Annotated in this window: 13 protein-coding genes and 1 pseudogene; 7 read left to right on the forward strand and 7 right to left on the reverse strand. The window is 37.5% G+C overall.

The features are described 5' to 3' along the window. Positions 1-74: 74 nt before the first annotated feature. The 6 genes from BBP83_RS10700 to BBP83_RS10725 form a co-directional block, all read right to left on the reverse strand. Positions 75-719, reverse strand: a complete 645-nt coding sequence (locus BBP83_RS10700; protein ID WP_068888328.1) for an RluA family pseudouridine synthase — start codon at positions 717-719, stop codon at positions 75-77. A 657-nt stretch (positions 720-1376) separates the two neighbouring features. Continuing rightward, positions 1377-1772 carry a PAS domain-containing protein gene (locus tag BBP83_RS10705; protein WP_245669743.1) on the reverse strand — a complete coding sequence of 132 codons (396 nt, stop codon included), beginning with the start codon at positions 1770-1772 and terminating at the stop codon, positions 1377-1379. 477 nt (positions 1773-2249) lie between these two features. Continuing rightward, positions 2250-2666, reverse strand: a complete 417-nt coding sequence (locus BBP83_RS10710; protein ID WP_068888332.1) for a GlcG/HbpS family heme-binding protein — start codon at positions 2664-2666, stop codon at positions 2250-2252. Positions 2667-2753: 87 nt separating this feature from the next. Continuing rightward, positions 2754-4058 carry a glutamate-1-semialdehyde 2,1-aminomutase gene (hemL, locus tag BBP83_RS10715; RefSeq protein WP_068888334.1) on the reverse strand — a complete coding sequence of 435 codons (1305 nt, stop codon included), beginning with the start codon at positions 4056-4058 and terminating at the stop codon, positions 2754-2756. Between the two features lie 38 nt (positions 4059-4096). After that, entirely contained in the window at positions 4097-4717 is a 621-nt protein-coding gene (gene thiE / locus BBP83_RS10720) for a thiamine phosphate synthase (protein ID WP_068888336.1), read from the reverse strand. Between the two features lie 560 nt (positions 4718-5277). Further along, positions 5278-5661, reverse strand: a complete 384-nt coding sequence (locus BBP83_RS10725; protein ID WP_068888338.1) for an Mpo1-like protein — start codon at positions 5659-5661, stop codon at positions 5278-5280. 317 nt (positions 5662-5978) lie between these two features. Between BBP83_RS10725 and BBP83_RS10730 the strand changes: the two genes are divergently transcribed. Then, the gene (locus BBP83_RS10730; protein ID WP_068888340.1) at positions 5979-7439 is read left to right on the forward strand and encodes a CYTH domain-containing protein; all 1461 of its coding nucleotides are present in this window, start codon (positions 5979-5981) and stop codon (positions 7437-7439) included. 121 nt (positions 7440-7560) lie between these two features. After that, complete coding sequence (locus BBP83_RS10735) at positions 7561-9027, forward strand: CYTH and CHAD domain-containing protein (RefSeq protein ID WP_068888342.1); 1467 nt, start codon at positions 7561-7563, stop codon at positions 9025-9027. A 64-nt stretch (positions 9028-9091) separates the two neighbouring features. On the opposite strand, the gene BBP83_RS10740 is transcribed toward BBP83_RS10735, so the two are convergent. After that, entirely contained in the window at positions 9092-9724 is a 633-nt protein-coding gene (locus tag BBP83_RS10740) for a hypothetical protein (protein ID WP_068888344.1), read from the reverse strand. Positions 9725-9830: 106 nt separating this feature from the next. Here BBP83_RS10740 and BBP83_RS10745 point away from each other — a divergent pair, with 106 nt between their 5' ends. The 5 genes and pseudogenes from BBP83_RS10745 to rplI all read left to right on the forward strand — a co-directional run bounded on the left by BBP83_RS10745 (position 9831) and on the right by rplI (position 11983). Next, on the forward strand, positions 9831-10226 hold the full coding sequence (locus BBP83_RS10745; RefSeq protein WP_068888346.1) for a DUF3144 domain-containing protein: 396 nt from the start codon (positions 9831-9833) through the stop codon (positions 10224-10226). A 224-nt stretch (positions 10227-10450) separates the two neighbouring features. Then, a pseudogene (locus BBP83_RS10750) lies at positions 10451-10657 on the forward strand (amidohydrolase family protein); the annotation flags it as partial. A 244-nt stretch (positions 10658-10901) separates the two neighbouring features. Beyond that, a complete protein-coding gene (gene rpsF, locus BBP83_RS10755) occupies positions 10902-11288 on the forward strand; it encodes a 30S ribosomal protein S6 (protein WP_068888349.1) in 387 nt (128 codons plus the stop codon). 11 nt (positions 11289-11299) lie between these two features. After that, positions 11300-11527, forward strand: coding sequence for a 30S ribosomal protein S18 (gene rpsR, locus BBP83_RS10760; RefSeq protein WP_068888352.1), 228 nt, complete (start codon positions 11300-11302; stop codon positions 11525-11527). Between the two features lie 9 nt (positions 11528-11536). Next, a complete protein-coding gene (rplI, locus tag BBP83_RS10765) occupies positions 11537-11983 on the forward strand; it encodes a 50S ribosomal protein L9 (RefSeq protein WP_068888354.1) in 447 nt (148 codons plus the stop codon). The last annotated feature ends 176 nt before the right edge of the window (positions 11984-12159 follow it).

Consider the following 12159-nt stretch of genomic DNA (forward strand, 5'->3'; position numbering starts at 1 on the left):
ACCGAATAGCAATATATTTTGACATAAAGCCCACTAAAAAGTGAGCCTCATTTCGTATGTTTTAACGATATTTTTTAAAATGGCACAGGACAGTAAAATTCAACAGCCTGTTCTGTTTGAGGATGATAAAAACTCAAACGCTCTGCATGTAAGCATAATCGTGGCATTAGCGCTTGTTGTTCCTCATTCGCATATAAAGTATCACCCACAATTGGATGCCCTAAATACTGCATATGTACGCGAAGCTGATGGGAGCGCCCTGTAATAGGGGTCAGCTTAACACGAGTCACCGCAACACCATTGATTTGAAAATGCTCAATTGCCTGCCAATGTGTAAGCGCAGGCTTATTATGCGTAGAATCTGCAATATGCAAAGGTGGACGTGATGGATCATAAATCACGGGTACATCCACTGTGCCTTCCCCTTCTAAAGTTCCAGCAACAACAGCTTGATAGGTTTTAGAGGTTTGACGTTCTTGAAATTGGCGGGAGATACGGTTTTGACCTAATTTTGTTAAACCGAAAACCAAAATACCAGAAGTGTCTCTATCTAAACGGTGAATGAGTAAAGTGTTTGGCTCTTCTTTCACTAAACGATTGATCAGGCAATCTTGCAAATCTACTGTTTTTCCTGGAACCGTCAGTAAACCCGCAGGTTTATGAATGACCATAAAATCTTCATCACAATGAATCAGATGTTCTGCTAGAAAATTACTCAATGTTCAATCCAGACCAATCGTAAAAACAAGGGCGCAATGATAAAAAGCTTAGCCAATAAATACAATGCGAAAAGCCTGAATTGCACACGTTTTTTCCGATTTAAGATAAATTTTTATTTAATTGGGCTGAATTTAATTTTTAAGGCCTAAAATTTGTCGAAAATCGCATAAAGCAATCTGCTTTTAGATAAAAATACATTTTCAGTAACAGCAAAACCTGCCCTACAACCATAAGTTACAGATAACTTAAAAATCGTTCGCCTTGCATCGCACTATCGCCAAAAAACCTACAATTAGAATATCCTGTGCTTTAGTTTTCTTTGTTCGCACTACTTATTAAATGCTACCTAAATGTACAAACAACTGAGCACTTTGTAGGAAATGAAGAAAATTGAATTTTGGGGAGCATTGGATGCTGTACATAAGCTCTAACTTCGGTGCAAATAAATAGCATTTTAAAACTAACGATTTATGCTAATTCAGAATATCTGCATTAGCATAAGCCACATTCAATAAATTGGTTTACAGCAATATCATTTCGTATAACGTCCACTATGTTAAATATTTAAAGTTCCTACTTTTCGGATCTAAATGATATTTATATAGAAAAATGCTGACAGTCCACTCAATTGCAATTCACTTCATTTATGAAAATTTTTACTTCAACTTTTTTTGTGCAACAGCTTCTGTCATATCTCGAGCGATAGCAACACTTCCTTGCACATGACCGTCATTATCTTTAACTAAAGAAAAACTCATTTCGACATAGAGTTTTGTATCTACATTTTTATGAACTGCTCGGGTTAAGGTTGGTTTCCCTGATAATTTAAGATTTCCATTTTGGATGGCCACGTTAAAGCCTTGCCAATGCGCTTTACGTGCACGCTCAGGAATTATTATATCGAGACTTTGTCCAAGTACTTCTGCTTTAGAAAACCCAAACAATCTGCTAGCGGCATCATTCCAACGTTGAATATTGCCATGATTATCCGCATAAATTACGGCGTCACTCGTTTGCTCTATAATAAATTCAGCAAGTTCATTGTTACTCATCATATCACTCCTTTTAATACACAAACTTTACTGCTTAATGGATGTTGCATAGTCAATCTATTTAGGCAGTGAACAAGACAGAATTCTGTATGATCATCACCCTCAAATAGAGTTGCCATATAACATTAGTTCACTACGCAATCATTAGATATATTTTAAATACATTTTTATATATAATATTTCCACTAACTAACGTTCCATTCCCTAAGAGGTTAGTATTTTTTAAACCGAAGTCGGCGCAAAACGACATCAGTTAGTTCATTTAGGTGGGCTAACTATCTTTCCATAGAAAACTTATTTTCAAGTTTGATTAAAATCAACACAAGATACCTTATGCGAAAAATACAAAGATTTTCATTTAATATCAGAATCTTAATGAAATTCATTTCAAAATAGCTTTTCCATAATTATCCTTATTCTATTCGCCATTCTATAAAGTATTACTTGAAAATATTCTGCACATTCATGAACCATAGATTAAGCCACCTGTGCTAAAAATAGCTTAATCGCCTGCTGTGCAATTTCTGCATCCTGAAAAGATTTCACCCCCGAAACACCCAATGCACCCACCAATTGCCCTTCATATAAAATTGGCTCTCCGCCTTCTAACATCCCACTGAAGCTATCCATCGTTAGAAAACCCATTTGCCCGCCTTTAATCAAATCTTCAAATAACTTTGATGGACATTGACTCATTGCAGAACATTTGGCTTTTTCCAAAGATAAATTCGACGTCATTGGTGATGCACCATCCATGCGCTTCATGGCCAATAAACTGCCAGTTTCATCTGTCACTGCAATACTGACATTAAATCCATTTTCAATTGTGTAGACATGCGCTTGATTTAATAAAAATTCAGCATCTTCTAATGTTAAATAATGTTTAGTTTTCATAGGCTCATTCTCTGTATATTCATTTGCACATTCATATAAAAAAGCCCGCAATATTCTGCGGGCTTTTAGTGTACTGGATTTCAGTGCTTATGCATTTTTCATTTCAGCAAACGTTTCTTTTGCCATTTGAATGGTAAATGCAATGTCTTCGTCGCTGTGCGCGCTAGAGAAGAAGCCCGCTTCAAATGCAGATGGCGCCAAGTTCACACCACGTTTTAACATCCCATGAAAAAACTTACGGAATGCATCAACATCACATTTTAGAATTGCATCAAAACTGGTAATTTCTTTTTGGTCGGTAAAATAAAGCCCAAACATGCCACCCACTTGTTGCGTGAATAAAGGAATACCGGCTTCATCTGCTGCCACTTGTAAACCAGCCAATAACCCAGCTAATTTTTCAGTCAAAGTTTCATAAAAACCCGGCTGACGTAGGTGTTTGAACATTTCAATGCCCGCGCGCATGGCCAATGGATTACCTGACAATGTCCCTGCTTGATAAACCTTACCCAGTGGCGCAATACATTCCATGACTTCGCGTTTACCGCCAAAGGCACCAACAGGTAAACCTGCACCAATAATTTTACCCAAAGTGGTCAAATCTGGTTTCACGCCATAATGTGCTTGCGCACCGCCCAAACCAACACGAAAACCTGTCATTACTTCATCAATAATAAACACTGAGCCATGTTCATCACAGACATCACGAATGGCTTGTAAGAAACCATCAATTGGTTTTACCAAGTTCATGTTGCCAGCAACAGGTTCGACAATGACACCTGCAATTTCTGCACCAAATTTTGCAAAGCATTCTTTTAACATTGCAATATCATTATATGGCAGAGTTAACGTGTGCTTTGCAAAATCGGCTGGAACACCCGCAGATGTTGCTTCGCCTTCACCACTGGTTAATAAACCAGAGCCTGCTTTCACCAAAAGTGAGTCTGAATGACCATGGTAACAGCCTTCAAATTTCACAATTTTGTCGCGTCCCGTATAACCACGTGCTAAACGAATGGCCGTCATAGTCGCTTCAGTACCCGAGTTAGTCATACGTACCAACTCAATAGACGGCATAATTTCACAAATAATATCTGCCAAAGTCGTTTCATGTACCGTTGGCGCACCAAAACTCAAACCATCTACCGCAGCTTCTTGCACTGCTTTAATAATATCTGGTTGTGCATGGCCTAAAATCATTGGCCCCCACGAACCGACATAGTCAACATAGCGTTTGCCGTCTACATCATACAAATATGCACCCTGAGCTTTTTCAATAAATACAGGTGTACCGCCCACACCATTGAACGCACGTACAGGTGAGTTCACACCACCAGGAATATGTTTACTGGCTTGTTTAAACAATTGTTCTTGCTTTGGAGATAAGCTCATGAAATGTCTCTACTAAAAATAAAATAGCATTCAAAACGTTATGCTTTTGATGCAAATAAATCAGACCACTCTTCGATTCGTGCAGGAACTGCAGACATAGATCGACCCAATATATCACTAATAATGGCACAAAGGTCTGCACCCGCCTCAATCACAACGCCAGAGTTTTCAACAGTTAAGCCACCAATTGCGCAAATCGGCACGTTAAATTTTGCTTTGGCTTGTTTTAACGTTTCCAAACCAATATTGCCTGCTTCAGGCTTTGTTCCCGTTGCATAAATTGCACCAAAGGCCACATAAGTTGCACCTTCCGCAATGGCTTTTTCAGCGAGTTCAATCGAATTATTACAACTACAGCCAATCACTACATTTTTAGGTAAACGTGAAACGGCTTCCGCAATCGAGCCATCGCTTTGACCCAAATGTACGCCAACCCCATATTTCACAGCAGCTTCAAGATCATCATTAATCACAAAAGGTATTTTGTATTGCGCACACAAATGCTTCATGTATTCAATTTCATAAGCCTGATCTTCTTGAGCAACTTTTTTACGACGATACTGCAACATGGCAACTTCATAAGTTGCCATGGCTCCTTCCAATTTCGCTAGAAGCAATTCAATAGGATCATCATTGGTAATTAGATATAAACCGCGCATAGAACATTCACACTTTTAAACTTCTCTCTATTATAAGCGGAACTTGAATAGTATTAAGTATTTAAAATGAAATAGAACGCGATTAAATACAATATGTCCTCTCTATGGAATAATTCAAATGGTTCACTAATGGGCTAAAAATACCAAGTTCTAGGGATATCAGTACACGACTTAATCCGTAGAATAACTGCCATAACGATAAGGACTTAAGAACAATAAAATTAGTGCAAGATTAGGTCTTTTGATGATTTATATTAAAACGCATGGGATGCGTATACATGATCAAAAGGCCTATTCTATTTTTTGACTAATCGCATCTACATCTACTCAATTTATTTTTGACATAAAAAAAGCCTAGAGAAGGTCACTCTAGGCTTGGAAAACTTTAAAATAGATTATCTTGGAAGTACGTTAATCATTAATAGAACAATTAATTTAATAATGCAACATTTATAGATAACTTCCTTCGATCAAGTAAGTTTGCCATATAACAATACCATTCACAGCCAAATTATCGTTTTAACCACAAAAATAGAACCGATATGTGCAATAAGCCTAAATCAACTTTCAATTTTATCTTGATCACGGTCAATTAAGCTCAAGTTTCCACGCAGAACATCACTTAACATACGCCAATCGGAAATAAAACTATATAAGGGTTGTTTAAAACTAGCAGGTTTATTTTTTTCAAAAACAAAGTGCCCTATCCATGCACAGGCATAGCCAGAAACCAATCCATAAGCCACATATTTTGCTTGTCTTTTACGAATGGCCTGAGCAAAAAAACATAGACCAATTGAGCTTCCAACCACATGTAAACGACGGCTCACAATATTTCGATGTTCTGTTAAATAAAAACGATAAAATTCTGAATAGTCCTGAATGGGCATCTTAAATTGTGGTTCGGCGTCATGATTAAATGGAACGGGAACGTGTGCATTCATAGCGGGCATCATCCTGATATTTTTCAATCACCATAGCGCAAATTTCAAACGATGAAAAGCCAGTCAGTTGCTGTTTTAGCATAGGTGACACCTCTTACTTAAAGATGGGAACAAAATTTTATTCTGTGTTTTTGTTAATCTCTATACAAATAGATGCTTTAAATTTACGTCAAGTCTTACATGGGACGAGTTTTTCGCTACACTTAGACCTTAAAAATTACACGAACTTTTTTTGTACCTGACACTTTTAAGCAAGATGCATCATCAATGCTGTGTCATTTTAAGACTGAAAAATACGTTCAAATTAGGATACACAAATGGTTGAAGTTGAATTGAAATTTCAAATTCCCGAAGCACGTCGTACTGCGTTGCTTAAGGCGATTGATCCCAAAAAATCACAGCAGCTTCAACTCAAAGCTAAATATTACGACACCGCCGACCGCTTAATGGCACAAAAACACACTGCCTTGCGTCAACGTTTAGAAGGTACGCGCTGGATTCAAACGTTAAAAGCCGCAGGTAAAAGTCATATTGAGCGCTTTGAACATAATTTAGATTTAGGTGAGTTGGAAAATGCGCCAGAACTCAATTTAGAGCTTTATACACAACATCCTGAAGCACAAACTATTCTGCAAAATACACTTGGCAATGAACAAAACCAACTGAGCTTACAATTTGAAACGGATATTACTCGCACATTGCGTGTTTTCAATTATCAAGATGCTGAAATAGAAGTCAGTTTGGATATTGGGTGTATTCGTACCACACAAGCCGAACAGGAAGTCCATGAAGTTGAATTTGAACTTAAAAGTGGTTCTATTCAAGCCCTACTGGCTTTTAGTTCTGAATGGGTTAAAAAATATCAACTGTGGATTGATGTGCGCAGTAAAGCAGAGTTAGGCAACTTACTGGTACTCCAGCAACCTGCTAGCCCTGCCACCAAAGCCAAAGAATTTCAACTCAGTAAAAAAGAAGCAGCCAACATAAACCTGCGCATGTTAGTGGCGCAACAACTGCAACATTTACTGCCTAATATTGCCACGATGTGCGCACAAACGGCATCACAAGAACATATTGATGAAGCTCAGCAAGCTTTACAACATTTGCAATTGACGCTGTCATTATTTAAAGATTGGAACGCTGATATTTCTGACAAATGGGGCTATCAACTTGAAGCCTTTGAACAACAGTTCCGTCAGCTTCAACACTTTGAACATATGCAAAGTACCTTGGGCTCCTTTTTACAAAACCGTACCACCTCGGAAAACTTAGCCAAAGATATTTTATTTACCAAAGAAAAACTGCATAACTTAGTCAAATCGACATTAAATGTGCATCATTATTTAGAATTGCTGATGTTTAGCCTAAATGATCATGATCAACCACAAACACACGATTTAAAATGGTTTGCGCAAAATACTTTGCAAAATCAATATAAAGCTTTGCAAGACAACTTAAACAATGCCGATATTGCAAATTTTGAAAGTTTAGATACTTTAGCTTCTAGAATTTATGAGCTGAAATTTAGCTTCCCGATTTTAACCTCTATTTATGATGTAAAAAATTTGCAGAAATACAGTAAAGCATTAAATGATGCACAACTGGCGGCCAAGGAATATCAAATTTTATCATCTTCTGCTGTATACATTCAGCAAACTGAATTAGAAGCCAGTGACTGGTTTGTTTTGGGCTGGTTGACTGCTAAACAAGAAGTTTATGCACAAAAACTACTGGAAGCGACTGAGCAATTTTTAGTTAGCCGCAAGTTTATAAAGTAAAATACGAAGCAGGCGGATATATTCGCCTGCTTTCATTATTTTGTTTGTTTTTTAGGCATTCTATTTTATAGTCAAATCTACATCTTGTATGAGAGGCCTTGTGACCGACAAGGTTTTATCTATGTCAGAAATTGAGCTTAAATTTCAAATTCCAGCTTCAAAACTCAAAGCTTTACGTCTCGCTTTGGGTCGTAAACAGCCTACAATCATATCACTTCATGCCAAATATTTTGATACAGCAGATCATTGTTTACAACAACATCACATCACCCTTCGGCAACGTTTCGAAAATGATATTTGGATACAAACCCTAAAAGTACCGAAGAACACGATTGAACGACTAGAACTAGAAACAAAGTTAGGAACACAAGAACCCACAACAATCGATCTGCAACGTAGTCTTCAACATCAAAAATTCCAAAAAAAATTGGCTCCCCTTCTGCAATGCTTGAAAGACCCGTTACAGATACAATTTGAAACTCAAATTAAAAGACAGCTCTATGTACAAAAACTAGAAGACAGTGAAATTGAAGTGGCTTTTGATCAAGGAAAAGTCATGGCGAATCAACAGAGCCTTTCAATCAATGAAATTGAGTTTGAACTTAAGCAAGGCAATATTCATGATTTACTCGCGAGTATTCAACCTTGGATTGAAAAATATCAAATTTGGCTGGATAGCAACAGTAAAGCCACAAAAGGACAAATGCTACAACAATCCCTTGAAACAGTGCCTGCTCAATATCAAACTAAATTAAGGCTCAATTCCAATGTCAGCGTTGCTCAAGCCTTACCTAAAATTGTTTCCAATTGCCTAGATCACTTACTTCCAAATGTCAGTGCAATTGCCAATCAGCAATCGAATGCGCTTCATATACATCAGGCTCGTGTCGCAATCCGGCGCCTGCGTAGTGCCCTTAAAACTTTTGAATCCTTATTTGATTGTGAAACTCAGGTTTGGCAAATACAGCTTGCTGAACTCTTTAAACATTTAGGAGGCGCTCGTGACCGTGATGCCTTAACTGAAAGTCTAATTCCACAATTAATACAGGCAGGATCACCCATTACTGCATTACCTATGAACCAAACTCAGATCAATCAAGAGATAAGTAAAATTTTTCGTGCACCAGAAACCACAAAATTATGGTTGAAGTTAATCGAGTTTTCACATTTAGCCCAAACAAACAAGAAAAAACTAAAAAGCCAAATGGATAAAAAAATCAATAAAATGCATCTAAAAATTTGTCGCTCTAAAGACTTATTTGAACAAATGCCTGCTGAAGAAAAACATCAACTCCGTAAACGTGTAAAACGCTTACGCTACAGTATTGAATTTATTGCGACCTTGTACCCTAAAAAAGTAGTGAAACAATATTTAAAGGCACTTAAACCATTACAAGATAGTTTAGGTCGTTTTAATGATCTGAGTGTTGCTGATACATTATTTAAAAATGACTTAAAGCAACATCCTGAAACATGGTTTGTGGTGGGTTGGATTGCTGCTGAACAAGCATATATTGAACAAAAAATTCAACAGGACTTAGCTGTATTTAGTCAAGTTCCATACTTCTGGGCTTGCTATACAACCTAGCTCTATTTGGGTTGAATCCCCGTGATCAAAACCCATAACTCCACGTAGTCATGGGCAGTTTTCACTATCTATATTTTCCAAAAACTTTCCATGTTTTATTGTCTGCTAAAGGGTCATTGTAACTATCATTGCGTTGCTTTCGTGGTTTATCTCGTGCATCGACCAACTGAAATTCAGGCTCTACACTTAATACAATACCATTCACATAAAAACGCGTGCGCGTATATTCACTTTGCCCATACTGAAAAACGTAGGTACGTAAGTCAATAAATTCACGATGTGCCACCAAGGCTGCCGTATCATCTGAATCTAGCCAACGGTGCATGGCTGCAATTTCCCCCGCTTCAAACTGCCCACATTTTTCAACTAAACTGGCAATTCCACGAAAAGTCTTCGATTCTTTTGCGCGAGTTTTATTAATCCGAATGCGATCTACATGAAAATAAAATAAAGGCAAATTCAAATGGCTCGGTAAATGAACAGCATCCACAGTTTCATCTTCCATAAAAGGCTGAAATAAATCCTGTGCGCGCTCAATTAAACCGTCCCATTGCTTATAATAATCATCAACTTCTGATTTTGTACCGTAATAAATTGGTAGCCCTTCAACATTGGCTAAATTACTTGGTGGCCAAATATTTTGGCGTAGCAAAGCAATATCACTTTTTAAACTTTGTACCGCAATGGCATCTGGCATATAGAATTCCTTTTATGCTTAGGCTATTTTAGATTAAGTCAAAGGTTTTGTTTCTGCAAGGCTTTGCCTATAATTAGGCTTTAAGATTTTATGTTAGGAAAAATTCATGGTTCAAAAAATTGAAGCCACCGATGTCACCGAAGAAGAAGCGCTAAATGCAAAATTCTTTGAACGTGCCGATGAATTTATCAAGCAAGCCAATGAATTTTGCCAAGTCGAAAAAGGCAGTCAGATCAAACCTGCTGAAATGCGCGGTCAAGTAAGTGCTGCTATGTTATTTGCAACGGCTCGTTTTAATACTTGGGTTGCAGCTAACGGTTTTAAAGATGGCAATGAAATGCGCGAAGCCAAAGACCAAGTAATGTCTTATGTTCTTCAACAGTTTCAAATGATGCTTGAAGATAATTTTGATGAATACTGTGAACAGTTCGAAAACTATTTACGTTTCCGTCACAATGAAGAGTTTCATGCCAATAAACATGATCACGATCATAAACATTAAGATTGTTAACTTATTGTTTTGAAAGCCCTTCGGGGCTTTTTTAATTTCTTCTATTCCAATACTGATAAAGAATGAGAAAAATCATTTTTTTCATAACCCACCTTTAGTCGAAAATAAACTCATTTGATAAAAAACTCATGCAAAATAACAATTAAATATCAATAATTGACATAGCATTAAGGACGGTTATGCAACAATTAAAATTTGGCATTGAGGAGTTTTTTGATTTGGCTTGTCCTTTAATTCATCATGTCCTGAACTGTTTTGGCACATACCGCGTTATGTTTACATCCAACTTCCCTATGGATAGTGTAAGCACTTCATTGCCCCATATTCTTGATGCCTTTAGTGATGCTGTCATTGCATATGCCCCCAATGCACTTGAATTAGTTTTTCTCCATAATGCAAAACAATTTTATCGGCTCAAATAAAAAAGCGTCGTTTTTTCACATCTTTAATAAGATTGACACTTCATTCAAACTTAAAACCGCAATTTTTTATCTAAAATTTAAATGACATTCTAAAATAATATTGGCTTTTTAAATGTACACCTTGTATTTACCCCCTAAACAATCTAAAATTCAGCCTTCGCAATTTTTTGCGACACAACTTCGGTTGTGACTCCTTGCTTCAGACAATTGCGTTTGGGGCTGTATAATCCGTAAGGAGCTGACAATGCGTCATTACGAAATCGTACTTTTAGTACACCCTGATCAAAGCGATCAAGTGGTTGGTATGGTAGAACGCTATATCTCTCACATCAAAGATGCTGAAGGTCAAATTCACCGTTTAGAAGATTGGGGCCGTCGTCAATTGGCTTACCCAATTAACAAAATTCATAAAGCGCACTACATTTTGATGAATGTCGAATGTGGTCAAACTACGCTTGATGAGCTTGAAGAATTGTTCCGTTACAACGATGCAATCATTCGTAGCCTTATCATCCGTCGTGAAAATGCAATCACTGAAGAGTCATTGCTTGCGAAAAGTGCTGAAGAAAAGCGTGCGCGTAAAGCTCAACGTGAAGAAGCACAACACAATCAAGACTCTGCTGAAGCATAAGGAGAACATAAATGGCACGTTTTTACCGTCGTCGCAAGTTCTGCCGCTTTACAGCTGAGAAAGTTGCTTACATCGACTACAAAGATATCGACACTTTAAAACAGTACGTTACTGAAAACGGCAAAATTGTTCCTAGCCGTATTACAGGTACTAAAGCTCGTTACCAACGTCAATTAGCGCTTGCTATTAAACAAGCTCGCTACTTGTCTTTGATCCCTTACACTGACAATCATAAGTGAGGTTGAGCTGTGGATATTATTTTATTACAACGCGTTAAAAACCTTGGTAAATTAGGCGATAAAGTTTCAGTTAAAGCTGGTTACGGCCGCAACTACCTTATCCCTCAAGGTCAAGCAGTAGCAGCGACTGAGTCGAATACTGCTGCTTTTGAAGCTCGTCGTGCAGAACTTGAGAAAGCTGAAGCTGGTATTTTAGCTGCTGCTCAAGCACGTGCTGACCAATTAGACGAAGTTAACATCGTAATCACTGCGAAAGCTGGTGATGAAGGTAAACTATTCGGTTCTATCGGTACTCGTGATATCGCTGACGCGTTAACAAATGCTGGTCTTGAAGTTGACCGTGCAGAAGTTCGTTTACCGAACGGTGCACTTCGTCACACTGGCGAATTCAACATCGCAATCCAATTGCACCATGATGTTGTTGCTGAAGTTCTCGTTACTATCGTAGCTGAGTAATTTTTGCAAAGAAAAGAGCATGCTTTGGCATGCTCTTTTTTTATCTAAAATTTATCATTTATTTTTTCATTGTTATAATTCTCTCTTTTAATAAATCTATTCAGCAAATCCTCTTTGTTTTGCTTTAAGATAAGCTTTTGAGCTTCTCTGCTCTCTTCAAAATTTACAATTTTTAG

The organism is Acinetobacter celticus, assembly GCF_001707755.1.
Lineage (GTDB): Bacteria > Pseudomonadota > Gammaproteobacteria > Pseudomonadales > Moraxellaceae > Acinetobacter > Acinetobacter celticus.